At 31.7% G+C, this 21911-nt stretch carries 26 protein-coding genes; 23 read left to right on the top strand and 3 right to left on the bottom strand.

The features are described from left to right. Nucleotides 1-38: 38 nt before the first annotated feature. Nucleotides 39-1580, bottom strand: a complete 1542-nt coding sequence (locus OFO01_RS07055) for an AAA family ATPase (protein ID WP_270859574.1) — start codon at nucleotides 1578-1580, stop codon at nucleotides 39-41. Nucleotides 1581-1710: 130 nt separating this feature from the next. Between OFO01_RS07055 and OFO01_RS07050 the strand changes: the two genes are divergently transcribed. The 14 genes from OFO01_RS07050 to OFO01_RS06985 are packed head-to-tail and all read left to right on the top strand — an operon-like array spanning nucleotide 1711 to nucleotide 14536. Then, nucleotides 1711-1917 (top strand): hypothetical protein, encoded by a 207-nt coding sequence (locus OFO01_RS07050; protein WP_270859575.1) that lies wholly within the window; start codon nucleotides 1711-1713, stop codon nucleotides 1915-1917. A 10-nt stretch (nucleotides 1918-1927) separates the two neighbouring features. Further along, nucleotides 1928-2527 carry a hypothetical protein gene (locus tag OFO01_RS07045; protein ID WP_270859576.1) on the top strand — a complete coding sequence of 200 codons (600 nt, stop codon included), beginning with the start codon at nucleotides 1928-1930 and terminating at the stop codon, nucleotides 2525-2527. Between the two features lie 56 nt (nucleotides 2528-2583). Beyond that, nucleotides 2584-3189 (top strand): hypothetical protein, encoded by a 606-nt coding sequence (locus tag OFO01_RS07040; protein WP_270875530.1) that lies wholly within the window; start codon nucleotides 2584-2586, stop codon nucleotides 3187-3189. Next, on the top strand, nucleotides 3171-4760 hold the full coding sequence (locus OFO01_RS07035; RefSeq protein WP_270859578.1) for a hypothetical protein: 1590 nt from the start codon (nucleotides 3171-3173) through the stop codon (nucleotides 4758-4760). Before OFO01_RS07040 ends, OFO01_RS07035 begins: the two co-directional genes overlap by 19 nt. A gap of 9 nt (nucleotides 4761-4769) precedes the next feature. Beyond that, a complete protein-coding gene (locus OFO01_RS07030; RefSeq protein ID WP_270859579.1) occupies nucleotides 4770-5177 on the top strand; it encodes a hypothetical protein in 408 nt (135 codons plus the stop codon). Then, a complete protein-coding gene (locus OFO01_RS07025) occupies nucleotides 5146-6471 on the top strand; it encodes a hypothetical protein (RefSeq protein ID WP_270875529.1) in 1326 nt (441 codons plus the stop codon). The genes OFO01_RS07030 and OFO01_RS07025 overlap by 32 nt, the downstream gene beginning before the upstream one ends. Beyond that, nucleotides 6437-7102 (top strand): hypothetical protein, encoded by a 666-nt coding sequence (locus tag OFO01_RS07020; protein WP_270859581.1) that lies wholly within the window; start codon nucleotides 6437-6439, stop codon nucleotides 7100-7102. The genes OFO01_RS07025 and OFO01_RS07020 overlap by 35 nt, the downstream gene beginning before the upstream one ends. Beyond that, entirely contained in the window at nucleotides 7050-7277 is a 228-nt protein-coding gene (locus tag OFO01_RS07015) for a hypothetical protein (protein WP_270859582.1), read from the top strand. The genes OFO01_RS07020 and OFO01_RS07015 overlap by 53 nt, the downstream gene beginning before the upstream one ends. A gap of 13 nt (nucleotides 7278-7290) precedes the next feature. Then, nucleotides 7291-8586: a hypothetical protein gene (locus tag OFO01_RS07010; protein WP_270859583.1), complete on the top strand. Its 1296-nt coding sequence runs from the start codon at nucleotides 7291-7293 to the stop codon at nucleotides 8584-8586. Continuing rightward, nucleotides 8564-9370, top strand: coding sequence for a hypothetical protein (locus OFO01_RS07005; RefSeq protein WP_270875528.1), 807 nt, complete (start codon nucleotides 8564-8566; stop codon nucleotides 9368-9370). Before OFO01_RS07010 ends, OFO01_RS07005 begins: the two co-directional genes overlap by 23 nt. Then, on the top strand, nucleotides 9367-10194 hold the full coding sequence (locus tag OFO01_RS07000; RefSeq protein ID WP_270859585.1) for a hypothetical protein: 828 nt from the start codon (nucleotides 9367-9369) through the stop codon (nucleotides 10192-10194). Before OFO01_RS07005 ends, OFO01_RS07000 begins: the two co-directional genes overlap by 4 nt. A gap of 55 nt (nucleotides 10195-10249) precedes the next feature. Further along, entirely contained in the window at nucleotides 10250-11137 is an 888-nt protein-coding gene (locus OFO01_RS06995; protein WP_270859586.1) for a hypothetical protein, read from the top strand. A 13-nt stretch (nucleotides 11138-11150) separates the two neighbouring features. Then, nucleotides 11151-13334: a hypothetical protein gene (locus OFO01_RS06990; RefSeq protein ID WP_270859587.1), complete on the top strand. Its 2184-nt coding sequence runs from the start codon at nucleotides 11151-11153 to the stop codon at nucleotides 13332-13334. A 44-nt stretch (nucleotides 13335-13378) separates the two neighbouring features. After that, nucleotides 13379-14536, top strand: coding sequence for a transglycosylase SLT domain-containing protein (locus tag OFO01_RS06985; RefSeq protein WP_270875527.1), 1158 nt, complete (start codon nucleotides 13379-13381; stop codon nucleotides 14534-14536). 14 nt (nucleotides 14537-14550) lie between these two features. Here OFO01_RS06985 and OFO01_RS06980 read toward each other — a convergent pair whose 3' ends face one another. Next, nucleotides 14551-15051: a hypothetical protein gene (locus tag OFO01_RS06980; RefSeq protein ID WP_270859589.1), complete on the bottom strand. Its 501-nt coding sequence runs from the start codon at nucleotides 15049-15051 to the stop codon at nucleotides 14551-14553. Between the two features lie 48 nt (nucleotides 15052-15099). Next, nucleotides 15100-15309, bottom strand: coding sequence for a sigma factor-like helix-turn-helix DNA-binding protein (locus OFO01_RS06975; protein ID WP_270859590.1), 210 nt, complete (start codon nucleotides 15307-15309; stop codon nucleotides 15100-15102). Between the two features lie 200 nt (nucleotides 15310-15509). On the opposite strand from OFO01_RS06975, the gene OFO01_RS06970 reads away from it, so the two are divergent. From OFO01_RS06970 to OFO01_RS06930, 9 genes are all read left to right on the top strand, one after another. Then, nucleotides 15510-16658: an ImmA/IrrE family metallo-endopeptidase gene (locus OFO01_RS06970; RefSeq protein WP_270859591.1), complete on the top strand. Its 1149-nt coding sequence runs from the start codon at nucleotides 15510-15512 to the stop codon at nucleotides 16656-16658. Continuing rightward, complete coding sequence (locus OFO01_RS06965; RefSeq protein WP_270859592.1) at nucleotides 16655-17170, top strand: hypothetical protein; 516 nt, start codon at nucleotides 16655-16657, stop codon at nucleotides 17168-17170. The genes OFO01_RS06970 and OFO01_RS06965 overlap by 4 nt, the downstream gene beginning before the upstream one ends. Before the next feature lie 20 nt (nucleotides 17171-17190). Further along, complete coding sequence (locus OFO01_RS06960) at nucleotides 17191-18279, top strand: hypothetical protein (protein WP_270859593.1); 1089 nt, start codon at nucleotides 17191-17193, stop codon at nucleotides 18277-18279. Beyond that, nucleotides 18276-18794 carry a hypothetical protein gene (locus OFO01_RS06955; protein ID WP_270859594.1) on the top strand — a complete coding sequence of 173 codons (519 nt, stop codon included), beginning with the start codon at nucleotides 18276-18278 and terminating at the stop codon, nucleotides 18792-18794. The genes OFO01_RS06960 and OFO01_RS06955 overlap by 4 nt, the downstream gene beginning before the upstream one ends. Then, nucleotides 18791-19363, top strand: a complete 573-nt coding sequence (locus OFO01_RS06950; RefSeq protein ID WP_270859595.1) for a hypothetical protein — start codon at nucleotides 18791-18793, stop codon at nucleotides 19361-19363. Before OFO01_RS06955 ends, OFO01_RS06950 begins: the two co-directional genes overlap by 4 nt. Before the next feature lies 1 nt (nucleotide 19364). Next, complete coding sequence (locus OFO01_RS06945; protein ID WP_270859596.1) at nucleotides 19365-20249, top strand: hypothetical protein; 885 nt, start codon at nucleotides 19365-19367, stop codon at nucleotides 20247-20249. Between the two features lies 1 nt (nucleotide 20250). Continuing rightward, a complete protein-coding gene (locus tag OFO01_RS06940) occupies nucleotides 20251-21036 on the top strand; it encodes a hypothetical protein (RefSeq protein ID WP_270859597.1) in 786 nt (261 codons plus the stop codon). Nucleotides 21037-21038: 2 nt separating this feature from the next. Further along, a complete protein-coding gene (locus OFO01_RS06935) occupies nucleotides 21039-21395 on the top strand; it encodes a hypothetical protein (RefSeq protein ID WP_270859598.1) in 357 nt (118 codons plus the stop codon). Next, on the top strand, nucleotides 21385-21911 hold a 527-nt coding region (locus OFO01_RS06930), incomplete at its 3' end, for a hypothetical protein (RefSeq protein WP_270875526.1). The genes OFO01_RS06935 and OFO01_RS06930, both read left to right, overlap by 11 nt.

Genomic DNA, 21911 nt, shown 5'->3' with positions numbered 1-21911 from the left:
TGGAATGGAGCTTTTAGCTCCATTTTTTATGCTTACTATTACGGCTTAATGCTTTGAGAGTTTTCTTCTCTTATGGTGTTTGCTACTTGTTCGTTAATATAAAAAAAAATTCCTCTGTTTTCGCTCAAATCTTCCATTTCATCTATCGCTCTTGTGCCTGCGACATAGAGTAAATTTGCTTCCGTTAAAAAATTTTGTTCTTTTTCGGCTAATGACAATCTCGCTGATTCTTGCACTTCAATGTTTTTACCAAAATTGGCGTGTGCAAAGGCTTCTTGAAATTTAGCTTTTAATTCGTGTAAATTTGGGAAATCATCGCATAAAACTACGCTATCAAATTCTAATCCTTTTGAACTGTGCGCTGTTAAAAGCCAAACATTCGGCATTACTTGGTGATGTTTTTGTAACTCTAACAAAGCATATTTTAGTTGTTTTAGCGAAAAGTCTTCATTGTAACTGCGTATGAGAAGTAGATATGCTTGTCTTACATCTGGATTTTCAGATGACATACAAAACGCCCTAAATTCTTTGTCATTCATCTGTTTTTCGACAATCATTTTTTTCAACCACGCAAAATTTTGGTCTAATATTTGAGGTTCATTGTCGCTATCTTTTGCGAAATTGATTAAATTCTGAATTGTTTCAGGTCCTGCAAATAGTTCTTTGATACTCCTTGAAAGTTTTGGAATTCGAATATTGCTCAAATTATCTAAATCGCAATTTTTCAAATAACTATACAAAATTTGAATAATCTTTGCGTTAGTTCTAGCAATAATTGCTTTGTTTTCAGGTAGTTTTTGCTTGACTTTTGTTTGCATTGCAATACCTGCGCTTTTATATTCTAAAACTTGATTAGCCCAATCAACTATGTTTTGAGAACAGCGAAAAGTTTGTGTTAATTGCATTTTTTTTGAAAATTCTAAGACATCAAAAACATTAACATTGCCATTAAAGCCAAAAATGCTTTGATTTGGGTCGCCAACAAAGACACGAGGCATTTTGAAATTTTGCGTTATTTGAAGTGCTATTGGGTCTAAATCCTGACTCTCATCAACTAGCAACAAATCATAGTCTAATTTTTCTTTGAAATTATCAAAATAAATAGAAAAGTATTTCATATATGCTTGATGCGTAAAATTTACTTCTCTGTTGCATATTTTTTGCCAAAATTCTTTTGCTAAATCACTATATTCATAGTTCATTTTTGTTAAATCTGAGTTTAAAAACCCATTTAGTTCTTCAATAACAATTTTTGCACTCTCTGTATCGCATTTGAGTGCTTTGGCGACTGTATATCTGTCGTATTTAGATAATGGTTCAGCTTGAATTCCAAGAGCCTGATAAGCAAGACCATTAACCGTTTTAACTGTTACATTTTTTGGAAACTTTTTCTCGGATTCTCTTTGCATAGCCTTTGAAAACACCAAATATAATATTTTCCTATCCTGAGAAGCTTCTGCTATTGCTTTTAATGTTGAAGTTTTGCCTGCGCCTGCAAGAGCAATTAATGCTATATTTTGTGGCTGTGTTTCTGATTTTACATAATTTAAAACCTGTGCTTGTTCTGATGTTAATTTCATATTGTTTTTAATTGTCCTATCGGTTAATTTTTTCTTTATTGTAATTGTTTTTAGATTAAAAAGAAGTTAATTTTAAGTTATAAAAGGATAACATATAAAGGCTTATTTATTAGCTAAGAAAGTGAGCAATATGGAAGTAAGAGAATTACAAGAAAACGATGTTTTTATCATACCGAACAGACCTAAAATTTGTTATGGTTTTTTTGATTCACAGATTTTTTATATCAACAAAGAGAAAAAAAAAGAATTACCGAAACAAACTGAAATTCCAAAAGTTGCAAATAAACAAGAGGTAACGCAAACAGAGGGATTTTTAGAAGATGATGATAGGGTTTGAAAGGATTTTAATGAAAAAAATGTCTTTATTTGCACTATTTTGCATAGTTTTTGCAGGGTGCGCTGATAAAACAAAAGTTACTTACAATGAAGTAAAACAACAAAGTTGCACTGCGCTAAATTTAATCTCTGTTTTTGCTACAAAACCAAATGTTAGAGAAATTAGGGATATGCGCAGACAAGACCAAAAGACATACGAGAACACTTTATTCAATACGAAAGAGTATTGTCGTATGCAAAATATGGATATTAGTAGCATTATAAACGATTATGAGATTAGAACTACATATTCTAATTCTATTTCTTTTAAAGATGGCATTGTTACACTATCTCCTAGTGGCAAGACCTATGTAGCATTAGAAAACTCTTTTAACTTTATGGCTATTGATAAAGAACACAATGTAAAAGTGTTTAAAAATGCTGAAAAAGTCAAATTCAAAGACAAGTATTTGATGCTTGAAATTTTGCGAGATTATGCAGATGCGCAAACGCCTTTTACAATCGGAATGACTGTTTATGGCGAAGAAAATCAGATTTTAGAACAAACTATTTTTTCTTTGAATAATAAGAAAAATATGTTTATTTACGATGATTATGTAATCACATTTTAAGGGATATGACTATGAAAAAATTTTTACTTTTAGCTACTTTGGCGACTAGCAGTTTGTTGTTTGCAGAAACACCATATCAAGATTTGACAAATATGCAAAATCACTACTACGAAAAAGGCTACAAAGAGGCTTCAAAAATCTATTACAGATTAGGCTATGAGGCTGCAATAAAAAATTCAATTAAGGCTCTTGAAAAATATAAAACAAAAATCGATGCTTACGAAGCAGGTAAATACTATTCTCAAAGTGGCAAATTAACACACCCACAAATGTATCGTGTAAAAGAGGGCGATAACTATGTTATTCGCATTGAACGCCCTGAACTCAAAGAGAGAATGACTTACAGAGATATTTTGATGATACCTGAGTTTAATGGAGATTTGTTAAAAGATATGAACTTTGAAGATGAAGTTGGAACAAATCAAATCAACGCTTTTAACAATGTTACTCCAATTCAAGCTGTAAATTCGCCTATTGCAGATGTGAGAAGATTTGAAGTAGAGTTTCCAAAGAACGATACTGTAAAAGCTATTTTGGCGAAAAATAATAAAATTTTTGTATCAACACCTGAGAGTTATAAGGTCATTTTTGATGACAAACGAGATTATGAAACATTTTGTAAAAATGTAAGTGGAGATGCGCAATGTCAAAGAATCAGATAGCCATATCTACTATTTTAGCAACTGCTTTATTGTTTGGTTCTGCTTATGCAGATACGATTGATACTGCTCGAAATACAATGAGTGGCTTGGGAAATAAAGTTAGCGATATAAGTAGTAAAGTAGGCGATAAAATTAGTGGAGTTACTGACCAAATAGGCAAATATACAGACAAACTAAATAGCATTCCAGGTATTAATATCGGTGGCAGTGGTATTAGTTTTAGTGCTAGCGATATTTTGGGTATTGGCTCAGGTTCTATTTTGGATAATAGCGCAGGTCCTTTAAAATATAGTTGTTCGCTTAAAGGTTTGGGCGAATTTGGATTTGGTTTGGGCGATATCGATTTAGGAAGTATTGCAAAAGGTATCGATTTAGGTATTTTGCAATGTGATTTTAGCGTTGATGTTAATAAAGCTGTTTGTAAAGATGTGCTGGTTAATAAAACCAAAGAAAAAGCTTATGGGTTATTCAATAAAGGAAAAGATGAAGTTAGAGGAATCGCCCAAGAGGGAAAAGAGCGTTTAAAACGAAAGATTTTTAAATACGGTGGCGATGATGCCATAGCTTACGGCAAAACAGCACAAAAAAAATTAGAAAATTATTGTAAAGCACTCGATGATAAAATTTGGAAATCAGGTTCAAATGGCGAAAAAAGCATAGTTCAACTTGAAATTGATGCTGTAAAAGAAGATGTTGCATTAAATAAGCTTATAAATAAAATGTATGGAATTAGCGAAGAGGGGCTAAGAAACAATGCACACGCTAATTTAAATTTTAGAAACGATTCTTCCATAAAAGCCATTTTAGCAGATATGGCTAGTGATTCAAATGGAGTTGTGAAAGAGCCAACAACTGAGCAAATTCAAACGGCTTTGAATGTTCATAAGCAAATTATGAATGATTTTTCTACAAATACAACAACGCAAAAACTGGCTGAATATAATACACAAATGAAAGCAACTGTTATGGCTGGTGAGATAGATGATGAAAAAAGGGTTAATGTAACAAGAGAACTTGAAAAAATAAAAAAAGGTTTTGAGCAACAAGCAAAAGATGATTGTGCTTCGCAGGGAAACAATGCAACAGAATATCAAAAATGTTATTCTGGGCGTATTGCAACGCTTACGGAAAAATGCTATAACGAAAAAGGACAGCCTTGCTACGAGCTTACAAACAATATTAAAGAGCAAAGAGAGCAAAAAGATGCTGTTATTGAAGAATTAAACATTCAAACAGCTAAGAAAAAAACTACTTATACTGCAGAGGAAATAAACAATATGCCTCTTACGGATAATGAAAGAGCGCAAATGCAAGCTGATTTGATAGCCGAAAATGCAGAGAAATTGAAAAAAGAAATTAAGCAAGCAAGAAATATCGAATTATCAAATCAATTAAGCAGATTAGAAGTTCAGCACGCTGAAATAATGGCTGAGGGTTTTGATGTAAATGCAAATGTAATTGCAACACAGGCTATTATTGATAATTCGCAAAAAGCAGCGCAAGAAACCATAAATGGCATTATCGGTGGTTCAAAATCTTCGCCTAGTGGTATAGGTTTGCCAAGTTTTTAAGATGAGATTATGAAGAAAGTTATTGTTTTTTTAGTATTGGTATCAAATTTGGCTTTTGGTGCGTGTTTTCCTACATACAATCTAGCACCGACTTGTGGCGAAGTTGTTATGCCTGCAACGCAGGGGGCTATTGTTAAAATTACTAATAGTTTTAGAAATGCAAGAAGACAGTATATTTTAGAACCAACAGGCGATTTGAATACCAAAATCAAAGATGAATACAATAGATTAAATTCATTAGTCTATACAGAGCAAAAAGCTATTTTGGTTTTAGATAATGAAATCGCTTTGGAACTAAAAAAACAAGAAGCTTTACTCGCTAAATTAGCTAGTTTAAAAGATGTATCTGCCAAATATGAAGGCATTTTGCAAAAGGCAAATTTAAATGGTAACACAGAAAGCAACGCCACCAAATAACATATTATCACAAGAATTGTTAGTTAATAGTTATGAAGCTAGATTGCTTTATAGTGGTTATAGCCTTTTTGATATCAATGATGAAAAGTTTAAAATTGATATAGCGATAGAACAAGATTTATACTATCTTTACACTATTTTTAAAGATTTAAAACTTGGTTGTAAAAAAATCAACAATGCGATTTTATTCTTTTATCGATGGGCGCATAAAGTTACTACCTTACAAAAAGAACTTTTAAACTATAAAAACAAGCACGAAATTTTAATAGCTTTTTTGATTTTGTATCACGATTTAGCAGTGTGTTTGTATCTTATTGAAGACTATTCAAACTCAGGCGAATTGGATTTGTTAGATAAAGATGAAAAAGTTGAAGTTCGAGAACACTTAAAAGTCTTTGAAGAGAAGTATATCCAACTCTTTTATATTTTTAAAATTTATCAAAGAGTTGTCGAAAACATTAAAGCGTTTTTGTTAGCAAAAAAAGATGATACATTAGATACTTTGGTAAAAAATAATCTAACAGATAAGTATTTTATCTTGATGAATTCGATTGACAATGAAACTTTTTCAAATTGTTTAGAATTAACACAAGAGGTGTTGTATGATGATACGCCAAATAGATATGAAGTTTTAAGAGATGATATTTTAAAACATATTACTAAATTGGGTGGCAGTAACAAAAATTGTATTGTCAGAGATACCGTTATTAAAACAAAAGAGGGAACTAAGGTCTATAAGGCTATTTTGGCTAAATTTAATATTTGCGAGCAAGTTTTTATTTACAGCAATACAAATTTAATCAACGCCTATGAGATAAATCAGTTAAATACCTTAATGGATAATATGCTTTTGCCGATAGATAAATTTATGCTATGGTATCATTTTAGCACTTCAAGCATTGATAATTATTTGTTCCATATCGCAAGGTGCGAAAATCGCTATGGCACAATGTATGACAAATTTATCCAAGAACATTATTATAAAACTTTTGCGAATTTGCAAACTGTAATTAATGCGCAAATTGATGAGTTGATTAAAAAAATGCCACAAACAGAGTTGTTTAGCTTTTTTGAAGTGCTACAAAACAAAATTTCCTACAATGTAAAAGGTATGTTTTACGACCCAAACAAACACCTTTTAAAAACATTAGCCACAGGGAATAAGGTTGAGTTAAGAGATTTTAGTTTTACAGATTGTAAAATGTTGTTTGACTCTATAAGTAAGTATGTTAATCATATCTTTGAATCGAGGAGCGAAAATGCTCAAGCCCAAAGTAAAAACAGCACTAAATAGATTGCAAACGCTGTATTATAACAATTTGATTTCATATCCGAGGGTAGAAATTCCATATTCTACGCACCCACAAGCTATGTTATCACACAAGCCATTAGCCATAATTTCGCCTGAATTTGAGCCTTATGGCGTAAAGAAAAAAGTAGTTGATTTTAATTCATCTTTGTTGTTTTTGCATACAAAAAGATTGATAACGCCTGCATTAGCACCGACAATTTCTATGTATATTGATGAATTTTTTGATGAGAAATTGCAGTTGCAAAAAGAGTTAGAACTGCAAAGATTGATAGTGGCAAAAAATGAGTTTTTGCAATTAGAAGAAGTAAAAAATTCATTTTTTGCCATTAATGATAATTTGGCTTTTTTTAAACCAAAATATTTTGAAATTTATGAAAATCAAGGTAGTGGCAAATTAGAGGAATTCGAACTTCCTATACTTTTTGCAAAAGACAAAAAGACAAAGCAAAAAGAGGAATTAGCCGAATTTGAGGTTAAAAAAATAGTTAATGGATACTATTTTAAAAATTTAAATGATTTTAGAAATTACATAATTGAAAAAAACGAAGAAAGGTTGTCAAATGAAACACATAGTAAAATTTACGATGATGATAGCAATAGCGTTAAGCTTTAGTGGCTGTATTAAAGAATATCCTGAGAATAGACTTTATGCCGATGGTTTAAATCATAGCAGAGTATATGACAAAGAGGTTAAAGCTATCGAACTTGAAGCTATCGAGTTTAACAAAGAGCGCACACAGGTTTTAGATGAGTATTTTGATAATAGAGCCAATGAAATTTTAAGATAACTAGGAAATGAAAATGAAAAAAAGAATTTTACTATCATTGATTTGTTGTTTATCACTAGCAAATGCAACAGGTAATAGTGTTGATGATTATGCTAGAAATAGGGCAGGAGTTAGTTCTGATAACAAAGTTTTTGATACGAACGAAGTAATCAATACTAATAAGCAAGAAAAAGTTGATGATGTGCAAGACAATACTTACGCAGTCATTTATAACCATTTGCAAAGATATGAAATTCAGCACGATAAAGAAGCTTCTACAAAGCAAGGAGTGAATTTAGACCCTGTAACTTTTCACGATTTCAATGCTGACAGAATAGCAGAGGCTGAGAAATTAGCACAAGCACAACAGCAAGAGGAAGCAAAAGCTATCGAGCCAAGATACGCATTTTTAGATGGCTATTGTGTTTTACCTAATGAAGTTAAAATCGGTAGAATTGCAGGTTATGCTGATTTGAATTGTGATTTATCTATGAACGGACACGCAACGCTAAAAGTTGCTCTTACGCCTGATTTCTACTCAAAAGCCCTTATTGCAACGCCTTTATATTTGAATTTAGAGGGCAAACGCTATACAATTATTGCAGGTGCTGTGCAAAATGGTATTCGCACAAGTATCAATGTCGCAACAGAAGTTGATGATTTCTTAGTTAGCAGAATTGCTGCTGAAACAGCTGTCGGCACAGCTAGCATTGTAACTGATTACGCACAAGATTATTTAGATGAGCGCAAAGATTACAGAGAAAGCAAAAATAACAAAACAACTACAAATCAAACTGTTACAAGTGGTGGTGCTGTTGTTATTACGCAAGAAGATGCTAGTGAGGATATGCCACCGAAAATGGGCGATTATCTAGGTGGTGCATTAGTTGAAATTGCAGGCAAATTGATTGAAAGTGTTGGTAATGCTTATTTGCAAACAAGAGAATACAGCTTTAAAATCGACAGAAAAACAGTTATGTTTGCTGATTTGCAAATCAATCTCAACGAGCAAGGCATTAAGGGTGTAGGCTTTGAACCACAAAATCTAATCGTGCAACAACCAAGCACGAATTTCGGTGATTCTGACCCTACACAAGGTATTAATTATCCTAATGCGAATATCGGTGCTTTGCCACAAACAGGCACAAATATCAATACTGATACTGCTACAAGACAGACAGAGCAAAGCACTGCTAGAACAATAAACAATAGAGCCATTAGACAACAAAATAGGGCTAATAGAAACGCTCAAAGAGATAGAGATAGAAGATATTACGATTATGGTGCGCCTTACAATGGAGGCATAATTGATACGAGAGGAAACTACTAAAATGGAAAAATTAGAAGCAATTAGAGAGAGAATAATCTATTTGTGCGAGGAAAAATTAGCTTATAATGGCTTTGATTTGTCATATAGAACAGATTTTGATGATATTGAATTAGCTTATAAAATTTTAGCTAAAAAAGCATATCCAACAACTGCGCTTATCAAAAATATTATCATTAAATTAGGCATAAGAGCGGATTGGCTTTTAGCCAATGAACCATTAACGAATAAAATTTTTTATTCTCGCCCTTTAAGTTACGAATTGAAAGAATCGGAGCAAAAGATTTTAGATTTCATAAAAAGCCGAAAAATTGAAAGAGGTATATTTGTTTTTGAAGATTTGACACAAGCAGAAGAGCCAAAAGCGGCTTTAATTTTAGAAAAAAATGATGTTTTTGAAATTGTATGGGTTGCTAATCTTTTTGATACAATAACAAAAGAAGGCAGGACACTTTTGGGTGCGACACATAGATTAACTCAACAGCATCGCTATAAAAAGTTTAATTTATTTATAAGAGATTGTAGTCCTGTGGTTTTTGATGAAATTATAAGTCGAAAATTTCATATACGCAATGTGCTACTAAAAAATTCACCAAATGTTTTAATAAATCAAGGCGCAATAATTAAATCAATGTTAGAACTATATTCTAGTAATGAACTTGAAATGCAATATGCACATCAAGAACGAAACAAGTTAAGTAAAGAACTTAGTGAAAACATTAATCATACGAGTTTTCAAATTGGTTGTATCATCGATTATTACGAAAGATACGGAGAAATACTGTGAGCCAAAATGCCCTAAATACACTTCGTGAGCGTGTTATAAAAATTGCCAAAGTGTTAAAATACAATGAAGTCGAATTTGCTTATATGGCGCATATCGATGATATTGAATTAGTTTCAAAAATTTTAAAGCGAGAAGCCTATCCAACACGCACTATGCTAACAAATATTGTCAAATATTTAGGTATCAACGAAGCTTGGCTAGTATCACCATATACAAGAATAATAAGTGTTTTGCAGGGCAGTAGTTTGGAAATGTTTCAAAAAAGCCCTATTAGTTCGAAGTTTGAAGAAGAGAAGTATTATGCTCTAAATTTCTCTTATTCGTGTTTGAAATATAATCTTAATTTGCTTTTGGTTGTTGAGGATTTTGAAAAAATCGAAGAACCAAGAGTTATGGGAATTATGAAACAAGATGATTTTTACGAAATAGGGATAGTTTTTGATTTCTTTGATTTAGATACTATTTTGACAAGAGATGCGTTAAAGCAACTGCTAGAATTATATGAGAATCAATACAGTAATAAAAATATTTTTACTTTTGCAAATATCACTGTGTTAGATAATTCAAGAGATTTTACTCTATTAAGAAGCCCTGATATTCATATCGGTGCAAAATTACAAGATTTTCGCATAGGTATAGATAATGGTGCTAAAATAAATGCTTATTTTAACGCGATTTTTGATGAATTTTACAAAGATACTCGTGATGAAATTTTAAGTGGTGCAAGCGAAGAGCTTAGGGCAAAATTGCAAACAATTATTGAATATGTAGATAAATTGAAAGATGCAAGGCTTGAAAGATGCAAGGCTTTAAAACTTTTTTAAAGTTATCTCATAATAATTTGGCTCAAATTATTTTAATAATTAGGAGTTTTAAATTATGAGAAAAATATTGCAAAAAACAATGATATTATCTATGTTTTGTGGTGCGTTTTTGGGGGCAGAAGAGATACCAGATTTTTTAAAAAAAGTAGCACAATCTATAAAGCCAATAGAATTTTACCACGATGATATGCTAACTTTTGGAGATAATAGTTTTTTTACACCAATGATAGATAAACATATTAATACCAAAGAAGAGGCAATAGAAGCATATAAAACAAAAATTGATGACAATAAAACATATCGAAGCAAAATATCGGAATTAAAAGCTAAAAATGGAAATTTTTGTGAAATTTTCTTTGAAGATTTAAAGGAACTAAGAGATATAACAATTAAAAAACCTTTGTTTAAAGAAGTTGCTTACGATAACCACGATTTTAGAAAGGCTATGGGAAGTTGTTATTATATGGGTTTTGATTGGGTTTTGCTTAGTTACCGATACGATGGTGTTAAACTGACACCAAACATAGGAAATAGAGAAAAACCTTTTTCTTATACACTATATGAAACAAATTTTTTAGGAAAAGATAATTTATTGTTAGAACAAAATTATTTTAAATCTTTTGAAGTTGATAGAGATGGATTAAAAGCAGAAAAACATAAAGCTTTAACAGTTTTAAATAAAGACTTATGTCATAGCGTTTTTAAGTCTTTTCATAATCCTAATGATTATAATATGCTTAAAGACAGAAAAGTAGTAGATGAAACAATTTTGCATTACTATGAAAATCCAATCATTATGACATATAAAAGGCAGGATTATATTTTTGGTTATTATGAAGATAAAGAAAATATAGACTTGTATCTAAAAAATGGTTTAAATGAAAGTCCTTATAGTGGCTTTGGTTTAGAAGATACAAAGTGTGTGAGAACATATTGGAAATAAAGGAGAATATGTTATGAGCGATACTGTTTTGCAACCAAAAAAGACATATACGGAAGCAGATTTTAACAAAACTACTAAATCGTTTTTAATAGCCTATGAGAATAACAGCACTGAAATTTATTGCGACCATAAAGGCTTGGCTACTATCGGTATCGGTTATTGTTTATCGAAAAATAATTGGAAAAAAGATTTTGAAAATTCCGATATAAATAGAACGGAAGCGCAAATTGCTAGAATTGAAAAATTATTGAAAGATTTACCGACCAAAAAAACAAAAAAGGAAAAAGACGCTTTAGTAGAAGAATATAACCAAGATGAAAACGCTACAACTCTTACAGATACTGAAATAGACAAATTATTTCAGATTATTCTAAAAGAGAAAAAAGAAGTAGTTAAAGATAAATTGGGAAAAGATATTTATGAAAAACTTGATAATTCTGATGAAATGGTGGCACTTACAAGTTTTGCATTTCAAAATAAAACATTGATAGGAGATAATTTAATTAGTGCTATAAAAAATAATGACAGAATTGGTGCTTTTTATGAAATCGAGTATGCAAGCAACAAAGAAAGATTGTTTGGAGTTCATACTAGAAGAAATGCAGAAGCCAAGTATTTTGGCATATTCAAAGATGATAACAATATAACCCAAGAAGAAGCGATTAAAGCAATTAAATTTTTTGCGAGCAAAAAAGATGATATAGACAATTACTTAAAAAGTTTAGAACATATTACCAACAATGAAACAAGAATAAAACTAACAGATTCGGAGATTAAAACAGAACAAAACAATTTATCTGCTCAACTCAAACCAGCCAAAGACCTACTCGCACAGCAATATCAAAAAGGCGAATTGAAATTTGATGATAAAAATTTAGAAAAAATCATTTTAAATCACATAAAAGAAGAAGAGAAAAATAATAAAAATTTAAAAGGAGAAAAGACTATGGATAACAATGCTACAAAACCAAGTCAAACAGAGGTTCAATCAAATGTTCAAACACAAAGCAACGCCATAACAGCAAAGGAAGAGCAAACTCAAAATATGCTTGCTGGGCTTGTAAATTCAATTCCAGAAGAAAAGAAAAAGCAAATTTCAGATGACCCTAATTTAGCCGAAAACGAGAAAGGGGCTTTTAGAAAAATTTTTGACTGGGGAAAAGAAAAAGTAGATACGGTTAAACAAGCTGTCGAAAATCCAAAAAACTTTATAGCATCGCAATTCCTTGACAATGTTATGAAGTCTGATTTTATCAAAGCTTTACTCGCTCTATTTGGCATAAAAGAAGAGAGATTTAAAGAGTTGTTTAGCAATGTATTTAATGGACAAAATGGGCTTCAAGAAAGCATAAATAATCTATTTGGCAGACCACCATATAATTCACCTGAATATGCACAACTAGCAGATTTTTCAAAATACAATTTTAATACAGATTTCGCAGGTTGTCGTATGTGGGGGCAAGATAAAGGTATAACTTGTAGTGAATCTGCTTATAACAAGTTTTTAACTTGGTATAAAAAGGGAGAGATAGACAAAGAGTATTTTAATTATTGCGTTTCAAGAAATCCTGTAAGACAGGATATGAATAATTTTTATAATGATATGAAAGCCTATCTTGGCGAAGATGTTGCTAACATTATGACTAAAATGGCTATGACTGAAAGTGGAGGGGGCGAAAACATTTTAAATCGTTCGGCTAGTGGCGCAGGGGGTGAATTGCAGTTGCTACGAAGCAATGTTATTGCTACTGCGAAAAATATGGGAATCAAAGCTTCAAAAACTGAAATTTTAAGAGCCTATGATGAAAATCCTGAGTTTAGAAATAAAGTTCAAGCCGAATTTACAAGGGCGCAACTTTCTGTTTTAAAACCACCTACAATGGAAGGTATTAGGGCTGTCTGGTTTTTAGGCGTAGGTGGAGGACCTGCATTTTTACGAGCTTTAAGAGAAAATCCAAATATGTCAGTAGCCGATATAACGCTTCCTAACGGAAAGAGAATATTTACGGATAGTGTTTTATCGGAAAACAATATGACTAGAAATTGGACTGCCGCTATGGCTTATAAAAAATTCATTGCAGATGCAGGATGGGCTAATACGCAACCACTTAATTTAAAATCATCTAGTGATAGCAGAATGGAAATCACCCAAGCTGATTTGCAAAGACAAGAAGAATCAAATAGCGTAAAAATGTGATGATGAATAGACAAGATTTTTTTGCTTTATTAGAAAAATATGATTTGCGACTAGCTTTGTTGCGAGATAAAGACAATGACAATATCGGCATTTTAAAACTTTATTATGTCGATATTGAAATTTGCGAAATCTTGCGAGATGAAATGCAGGTATTAGATGGTCTAAATTTTGATAATCTTACCTTGCAAAATATCATCTCTATTTTGTGTGCTACAAGCGAACAAGAGTTAAATTTGGAGGCTTGGACTTACAAAACTATCTATAAAAACTTTTTGCAATTCCAAAGAGAACTTAAAATTTACGGAGATAAAAATAGCGTAATCACTGATAGAATTATGCCTTTTAACGACACAGCATTAGCATTATCAAACGATAAGCAAGATTCCGAAGTCGTTGTTGTGTCGCAACTATCAAATTTACCTTTGTTTTTGGTTTTGGGAATTTTGGTTCTTATGGCTATTATTTTTGAATTAAGAGTAGATAGTAAAGATGATGAGATGCAACAAACAATGTTTGAATTGCGCCAAAAGATTGCGAGTTTAGAGGGTAAAGTTGAGGCAACTAATAATTTAAAACCTATTAAACGCAATAAAAAAGCAGAAAACAATGTTTCTGTAAATGGTAGCGAAGCAAAAGAATGGGCGTTTTCTAACACTGAAATTGCTGAAATCGATTCATTTGTAGTCCAAAGAGCAAGTGATTTTGGTATTGACCCAAAGATTGTTAAAACAATCATCAACATAGAAAGTCGTAATCAACGCTTTGCAATAGGTATAGTTTCAACAAAATCAGAATCTATTGTAAAAGCTTTGAGTGGCAATGATAATGTTATCATCTCTAATGTGCTAAAAAGCAAATTTGTTTCATTGATTCCAAAAGATGAAACTAGCGCAAAAGATTTATTCGATGTAATTCAAGCACACAAAGATGATTGGGGTATAGAAACGATTGATTATGGTTTAATGCAAATAAATCACGATACTATCGTATCTTACGAACTTGAACCAAAAGAGATTTATCTAAATCCATATTATAACATTGCAATAGGCGTTGATGTATTGAAGTCTTGCTACAATATGTTTTCAAAGAATCAATTCAATGTCATTGAGTGTTACAATAAAGGCACGGATAAACAAAAGCTAGATAGTCATAATGACTATTATACGAAATTCATTAATGAATACAGAAAGGTAAGCCTGTAAATCAGGCTACCTTTTTAGTGAATTACAAAATACGCAGTGCCTGTAATTAAAAGAATAAAACCTAAGACATTTGCAATTTTTCTTGGGAGTGTTCTTGGATTATACAACAAGTAGCAAGGGCAAAATTTATGAATAATTGCGTTTTGCTCATCTTGGGTTTTTAGAATTCCTGTTTTACTCATACCAAGAAAAACTAAAAAAGAGGTGATTAAATACCACACAATCGGAAATACAAATAGTAGCATTCCTTGAATTACTCTTGAAGGTGTTTCGCTTGGATAGAACCAAATGAAGTATTTAAGAGCAAACATAAAATAGCCTATGTAAAATATTCCCAGCCAAGCAAGATATAGTTTTATCTTTTCTTTGTTTAAAATTTTAGCCACAATAAAAGCAATGCTTATTAGTATCGTTGCAGTTAAAAAATATGGCGTTTTGATTAGCCACACTACAAACAAAAAAGCATAAAATGCCGTTGTTATCAGATAAAACTGATTAAAAATTTTTTTTGTCATCTAAATCCTTTTTTCTTCAATAAACAGCATTTTATCTAATTTTTCTTTTTATGCAGATAAGTAGCATCTGTTTCTATCAATCATTGCTAATGTTTCAATGATATTTTGCCACTTATCTTTTAGGGTAGGGCTTGATAATTTCATCAATGCCTGTTTTTCTATTTTACGAACTGTTGATTGAGAAATACCTAAAAAGTTTGCTATTTGGTATGTTGTAAATGCGTTCGTTGCAGTATTAATTGTCTTTCTTGTTCTCATTTTTAAAACTCCTTGAAATTTAATGTTCATATAATAATTATTTTAAACTTAAAAGTCAATAAAATTTAATAAAAATATATGAAAAATTTAGATATTTTTTAATATAATGTTGTTTAATGTATATATTCAAATTTGGCATTAAATATTTATTTAAGTTATAAAAGGATAACATATAAAGAGATATTTTACGGAGTTGTTTTATGAAAAAAGCAAGTGCTAGAGCAAAAGAATTTTTAGCTTTTGAAGCCGCTTTTAAACAAAAAGTTGGTGGATTAATTGAGTCTATGCTTCAAGGTCGAAAAGGCGATGATAGGTCAAAAGAAGCAATGAAATATTTTGCAGATTATCTTCAGCAATTTAAGCATTTGCATAAATATTCATCTAGAAATGTCGCTATAGCATTAGAACAGGCTCACGCTAGAGGATTTGCAATAACACATCTTGCTTCATATAAAGCTTGTCAAAATTTTAAAAATGATGCAGGCGAACACGCTCGTGTAAAACCAGGTGAAAAGGCACTTATTATCGTTCGCCCAAATATTATGAAAGAACAACTGCCTGAGGATAAATGGTATCACAATGAAAAAAATCAATTAGTAACTGAACAAGAAATAGTTGTAAGTTACTCGCCTTGTCCAGTATTCGATGCAATACATCAAACCAATGCTAGGGAAATAGGCGCAATTAAGCCTGTGATATATCCAATTCAGCATTATGGAAATGATGAACAAGAAAAAGTTGCAGGTAAGCTTTATGAGTATTTGGCTACTACGATGGAAAAGAAATACGATGTTCCTGTTGTTGTTGAAGATATTGGGCGTTTAGGTGTTTTAGGACAAACTAATGGCAAGCAAATTTCCATAGCCGTAGGCGTTCAAGGCGATATTGATAAGTTATCAGTTTTGACACACGAAATCGGACACACATTAATGCACTTTAATGAAGATAGAAAAGAATATAGTAAGGAGGTAAAAGAGTTACAAGCAGAAATGTTTGCTTATTTGTTAAATGATAGATTAGGTTTTGATGCACAACCGAATACAGAGTATTTGTATGACTATCTTACTGCTCATATTAAAGATAAGGTTAGTGATAGCGTGCAATTATTAAGACTAAAAGATGAAGACCCTCACTTGTTTAGAAACAAGCTGGCTGACATTTTTTTAAAAGCAATCGGAAATGTTTTTAAACCGTATTCTGAGTTTATGCAAAAGAGCAAGCTAGATGAATATATTGGCGAGGTTTTGGATATGCAAATGTCGCAAAAAACTGAGTTAAAACAAGAAAATACGATTAAACAAAATCAAAATAATGATGAAAATTTAAACGAAGGAGTAAGTTTAAAATGAAAATTAGTAAAGTAGGTGTTATTACCTTATTGGCAGTGGCTGTTCCTATGGTTGTATTGGCAAATGGCGGTGGTATTACTTTTAATCCTGACCCTGCAAATGCAGGTGGTGATGCTGGTGCTGCATTTTCTGAAAGCATAAAAGGTATGAGCAGAATGATGTCCGATGTTTTGCAAACTACCATTAAAATCGTTAGGCAGGGAGCTTTAATGCTTGCATTCGCTTTTGGTGTGGCAGGTTACTTTATGGGTAGCAACTATGTTAAGAAAAAGCAAGAGCAAAACCAAGGCAACGATGCACCACAACTTGTTAAAATCGGTGTTCCTATTGCTAGTGCGATAGCAGGTATTGCAGTTGTGTTCGTAGTTGTTGGTATTTTTGGAAGGGTTTTCCTTGGATACAGTATGACAGAAAGTTGGGATTGGGCTGTAACTAGTGTTATTAAAGGCGTTAGTGAAGGTCAGGCAGATGGAAAAGGAACGCATACGACTACGACAGGAAAAACAAACTAATGACACGCATAGAGTAAGTTATGTTAAAAAAAATTTGTATTTCATCGATTAGCGTTTGTGCATTATTTGCTGAGCCAAATTTTGATTCGTTGTATTTAAGCGATTTCCATTATCAGCAAAATAAACAATTTAAAAATTTGGCTCAATCAAAGCAAATATCAGATAGTGTTTATGATGCAATTTCGAGGCTTACTTCACAAAATAAAAGTGGAGTAATCCCTCTTAAAAATGCTAATTTTGTCGCTGTCTATCCTGCATCAAAATCAGATGTTTTAAGGGTAGCAAGCGAACTTAGCAGATTAGGTTATAGACACTATATTTTAGGCAAAGATGAGTTTGGTAAAGTTGTTTTAATTTTGCCATTTGCGCAGATTGAAAAAACAAGAGCAGTTACAAGAGAGTTGATAGACAGGGGCTTTAACGCAAGGGCTTTTATCAATAATCAACGCAAATTTACTTATGAGCGATATTTTAATAATTGCTCTGCGTGCCAAAACACAGCAAAGCAAAGTGCTAAAAAGCCTGTTGCTAAGAAAAAAACTACAAAAAAATCTCAAACAAAATCAACACAGCAAGTTTCAAAAATAGAGGCATTGCCACCTGAGTGTGATATTGTTGAAAAAATGAGGGATAAAACCTTTTTTAACCCAAAGACAAATGTTTTTGTAATTGATGGCGTTGAGTATTCTGAGTTACCAAAAGAGTTTATTCATTGCGATGCAACTTTTACTGATGTGGCTTTGTCAAATGGTGTAGATGTTAAATTTACAACAGATGATAATAAAACCATTAATGGTGTTTTAGAGTTACCAAAAGAGGGCATTTTAGATGATGAGTTCTTTTGGAAACCTGAGGAAACAATAGTAAAAGAGATTCGTAAGCAAGAGGTCAAAAAGGTTGTGTGCGATTTTAAACTGCCTTATGGAATCAGAACAGCAGTTGATGAAAACAATCAAATAACAAAATTGCCACAAACTTACATTAACAAAGATGTTGAATTGTTTTATGAAATTTTAGAAAACTATGTAAAGCTATCTAATAGTGGTTTTGCGACAATCTATATTTCAAAAAATAATTTTGACAATAATTGCAAAAAAGTTGAGCAATGAAGCTGATTTTGCTTTCCGAAAGCACATACAATGCGCATTTGCCACAAGCAGAAGTTTATAGTTTTGCTATGAATTTTGTAATCAATGTAGCATATAAAAACGGCGAGTATTATATTTCAAATAATTTTGATGATAACTCAACTTTTATCGAAATTTTAAATCTAGCCAAGTCCGATGATTGCATTATCTTTATCGGATTTGACTACGATTTGCAAGGTCAGGCAATGGCGCAGGCTGTGGAAAACAATCTAATAAGACACGGCATTAAATCTTTTACACGAACGCCGTTCTTTGCTGATAATTATGTTGTAACAGCCGAAGCATTTGATATTAGCGAATATCTAAAATATCTATATTTCAATCGTATTTTTATGAACAAAACTGGCTCATCACTTAGAAAAGTTCTATCTCTTGAAGCTTTGAATAATGCAAAATTTCAAGAGTTTGAATTAGACAATGAGTTCGGAAATTCAACAATAACATATATTTGTAAAAGTCTAGAAAGAAGTGTATGAAAAAAGCAGCGTATAATCCGTTTAAGTTTATTCCGTATTTTAAAATAGAAGAAAAAGAGATTGCCTTAGATGGCGATACTATAACGATTTTGAATTCAGAAAAAAATGAAAATAATAATGAAGAATCAAACGAAGTAAAATTTAATATTTCAAGATTTCAACCAAGCAAAAAACACCATATTTTTTTTAAAGCTTTTGAGTTGTTTTTTGCTGTCGTGTCTTGGTTGTATATTCTGTATGCGTATTTGACAAGAGCGACAGATATATATTCGCTTTTCTTGTGGATAATCGGTATGAGTTTGGCTATGTTTCTCGTTTATAAGAGCAAATTTACACTATCTGAATTCGTGATAGGGCTAACTAGCATTGCGTGTATGGTTAGTTTGTATGTGTTCTTTGGGCGCATAGAGTATATTTATAGCCATATAGCTATTTATGCAATAAGTTATTTCTTGATTTCCTATGTGCATTACAACCTTCAAAGGAAATCGTTAATGCTTAAATCAAATACCGTTTGGGCGCAAATTGCAAGTGGTAAATTTTTAGTAATTTTTGATGAGAGAAAGTAAAATGAAAAAGTCTTTATTGTTTTTATTAGTAGTTAATTTTATGTATGCTGAAATCGTTGGAGGTCCTGAAATGCTAGGGCAAGCTGGCAATGGTGTTATGCAATCAACCAATCCACAAACAGGACAAACCGTAACAATTAATCCACCAAATTTAACTTATCCGATTGATAATAAGTTGAAAAACAAAACGCCTGAAATTAAGCAAAAAGAATTTCAACTTACTATCGACCCTAACGCTGTTAAAGAGGTGCGTAAAAACAAACAAAAATACGAAAATTTAGTTAAAAATACTGAAATAGAGTATTTGATTGCGCCTGAGCAAAGAATTTTGAAAGATGTTGATATCATCTCTTTGCACCCCCAATTCATATCAACATTAACTTTTCCTGCTCAGATTAAAATTCTATCAATGCAATCAAGTATTGATATGAAACAAATGCAGTTTCAACAAAATGTGCTTTTAATTCAACCTGCTGTTAGTTTCGGACACGGAAATATCTTTATCACATATCAATCAGAGAATAAAAACTATTCAATGAATTTGCTTGTAAAAAGCTATGATGAAAAAGAAGGACCACTTAAAATTTCTTATCATTACTCTTGGAACAATGATACTAAAATCGATTATGTGGGCGTGCTAAAACATTATTTAGCTTTAAACGGCGAAAAACCATTGAGAGCATTGCGCAAAGATGGCGACCACGATGTCGTAATTTTAAACGGAATTACTTATTACATTATCAGAGATAGCGTAAATGGTAATATCGATTATGGCAACCAAAGATTTACGATTTCAACAAGATATGAATACGCTAACACAAGCGCAAAGAACAAACTTACTTCGGATAATCTCTATCCTGTAAGAAATTTGAGAAAAGGCAATTAATATGATAGTAGATAATGTCAAAACCCTAGAAAAAGTAAAAGATTTTTTGAAATTTAACTCATACTTGGTATGGATATGCTTTTTGATTTTATGTGTTGGCACTATAAAAGTTATTAGTGGTCTTAAAAGCGATATTGAAACAACAAACAAAGAGTTTCAAAAGACTTATGCCGAGATGAAAAGTTTGATTGAAAAAGAAATTAATGGTGTTGTTGTTTTAGCAAATAATGGCTTAGTTTTAAATGCAGAAAAAAGCTATTTAGATGCTTCTACACAAAGTTTTTATAATCTAGCAATCAAAAACATTTTAATCAACCACTTGATTTTTTCGAATAACGAACTTACAAAAAATTTCTCTAAAAAAATAGATAATATCGAAGCTCTTTTGACATACGAGCCTTTGAAAGAGTTGCAAGAGAACTTCTTAATTTATGCTCCTAGACAAAACGAAAAAGAGCCTTTCAGAGTTACAACTGATGGCTGGGAATATCTACTTTCAAATGTAGCACAACTATCACAAGAGCGTAAAATCCCTGATGGAATTGATATTATAGATTCAACTATCTCTGATTACTCTTGGGATACTAAATCTCAAACCTTTAAAATTACTATTCAAGTTTCAGTCAAAGCGTTTTTTTGGAATTCGATTACTAGAACTTATGAAGAGGGTCAAGGATATTTTGTAATTAAATCACAAGGTCAAATCGGTGTTAAATACAACACTGTATTAAATCCTCTTGGCGTTAGATTTTCAGCATTAGAACTGACAATTCCTGTTAGGAAATAGTTATGCGCTTGATTTTGTGTTTTTGTCTGTTTTTGGCAAATGTATGTTTTGCAAAATGCTATGGTCCTTGCGTGGATTCGGCTAGCGATTTAGGTGCTAATGAATTGTTTATGAACGCTGTAATGCCAAGCTTGCAAAAGATAAATTCAAAAGTCGAATTTGCAAAACAGCAATTAGACACTATAAATCAATTAAATGCTGACAAATTACGGAGTTATGTTGCGCTTAAAAATTTAAAAGTGCAAGAACTCTTAGAACATAAAAAGATAAATTTCACGCTTCAAAGATTAATTGATGAAGAAAATATTCGCATAAGGGCTTTGGATATTAGAGCAAAAAGGAAGTTAAATGAAGAATAAAATTTTAGCATTTTTATTTTTGAGTTGTGCTACATTGTATGCTGACATAACGCCAGTTGTAATGCAACAAAATCAAAAATCAGATAACGAATTTTTAGGCGAACCTGCTGTTTTAAATTTTGGTGAAACTTGGAAAGAGGAAGATAGGGCGAAGAATAGTTTTTCTAAGGTTTGCCCATTTTTGACAACCGATAAACAAAATAACTGCATTATTACAGATTTTTCTTTTGAGAATAGGAAGCTTTTTTATGATTTTATAAAGATAAATCAAATCAAACAAGAAGATATAGAAAAAACTTCAAATGCAGGTGTGCGTAATACTATTGGTGGTAGTAGCGATGATTTTAATATTTACGATTTGCTTGGAAATGAGCCTATGGCTGATATTAAAAGTGCGCCTGCAAAGGGAAGTGATGCGTTTAAATTAAAACAAATCATAGATAACGCTGAAGGTAGCAATCAACTCATCTATCCTTTAAGCTTTAATATTCAAGGATTGTATGCAAACTCTGATTC

This window comes from Campylobacter sp. JMF_01 NE2 (genome assembly GCF_027737365.1).
Lineage (GTDB): Bacteria > Campylobacterota > Campylobacteria > Campylobacterales > Campylobacteraceae > Campylobacter_B.
The sequence above is the reverse complement of the archived record's forward strand: the minus strand, read 5'-3'. Positions and strand labels throughout refer to the sequence as shown.

What these genes read in the sequence shown, in the direction of transcription:
- OFO01_RS06970 (WP_270859591.1), top strand. Translation starts at nt 15,510, where the DNA reads ATGAAAAAAGCAAGTGCTAGAGCAAAAGAATTTTTAGCTTTTGAAGCC.
- OFO01_RS06995 (WP_270859586.1), top strand. Translation starts at nt 10,250, where the DNA reads ATGAGAAAAATATTGCAAAAAACAATGATATTATCTATGTTTTGTGGT.
- OFO01_RS07015 (WP_270859582.1), top strand. Translation starts at nt 7,050, where the DNA reads ATGAAACACATAGTAAAATTTACGATGATGATAGCAATAGCGTTAAGC.
- OFO01_RS06935 (WP_270859598.1), top strand. Translation starts at nt 21,039, where the DNA reads ATGCGCTTGATTTTGTGTTTTTGTCTGTTTTTGGCAAATGTATGTTTT.
- OFO01_RS07025 (WP_270875529.1), top strand. Translation starts at nt 5,146, where the DNA reads ATGGTAACACAGAAAGCAACGCCACCAAATAACATATTATCACAAGAA.
- OFO01_RS06960 (WP_270859593.1), top strand. Translation starts at nt 17,191, where the DNA reads ATGTTAAAAAAAATTTGTATTTCATCGATTAGCGTTTGTGCATTATTT.
- OFO01_RS07030 (WP_270859579.1), top strand. Translation starts at nt 4,770, where the DNA reads ATGAAGAAAGTTATTGTTTTTTTAGTATTGGTATCAAATTTGGCTTTT.
- OFO01_RS06940 (WP_270859597.1), top strand. Translation starts at nt 20,251, where the DNA reads ATGATAGTAGATAATGTCAAAACCCTAGAAAAAGTAAAAGATTTTTTG.
- OFO01_RS07035 (WP_270859578.1), top strand. Translation starts at nt 3,171, where the DNA reads ATGTCAAAGAATCAGATAGCCATATCTACTATTTTAGCAACTGCTTTA.
- OFO01_RS07045 (WP_270859576.1), top strand. Translation starts at nt 1,928, where the DNA reads ATGAAAAAAATGTCTTTATTTGCACTATTTTGCATAGTTTTTGCAGGG.
- OFO01_RS06950 (WP_270859595.1), top strand. Translation starts at nt 18,791, where the DNA reads ATGAAAAAAGCAGCGTATAATCCGTTTAAGTTTATTCCGTATTTTAAA.
- OFO01_RS06955 (WP_270859594.1), top strand. Translation starts at nt 18,276, where the DNA reads ATGAAGCTGATTTTGCTTTCCGAAAGCACATACAATGCGCATTTGCCA.
- OFO01_RS06965 (WP_270859592.1), top strand. Translation starts at nt 16,655, where the DNA reads ATGAAAATTAGTAAAGTAGGTGTTATTACCTTATTGGCAGTGGCTGTT.
- OFO01_RS06945 (WP_270859596.1), top strand. Translation starts at nt 19,365, where the DNA reads ATGAAAAAGTCTTTATTGTTTTTATTAGTAGTTAATTTTATGTATGCT.
- OFO01_RS07055 (WP_270859574.1), bottom strand. Translation starts at nt 1,580, where the DNA reads ATGAAATTAACATCAGAACAAGCACAGGTTTTAAATTATGTAAAATCA.
- OFO01_RS07010 (WP_270859583.1), top strand. Translation starts at nt 7,291, where the DNA reads ATGAAAAAAAGAATTTTACTATCATTGATTTGTTGTTTATCACTAGCA.
- OFO01_RS06990 (WP_270859587.1), top strand. Translation starts at nt 11,151, where the DNA reads ATGAGCGATACTGTTTTGCAACCAAAAAAGACATATACGGAAGCAGAT.
- OFO01_RS07020 (WP_270859581.1), top strand. Translation starts at nt 6,437, where the DNA reads ATGCTCAAGCCCAAAGTAAAAACAGCACTAAATAGATTGCAAACGCTG.
- OFO01_RS06980 (WP_270859589.1), bottom strand. Translation starts at nt 15,051, where the DNA reads ATGACAAAAAAAATTTTTAATCAGTTTTATCTGATAACAACGGCATTT.
- OFO01_RS06975 (WP_270859590.1), bottom strand. Translation starts at nt 15,309, where the DNA reads ATGAGAACAAGAAAGACAATTAATACTGCAACGAACGCATTTACAACA.
- OFO01_RS07050 (WP_270859575.1), top strand. Translation starts at nt 1,711, where the DNA reads ATGGAAGTAAGAGAATTACAAGAAAACGATGTTTTTATCATACCGAAC.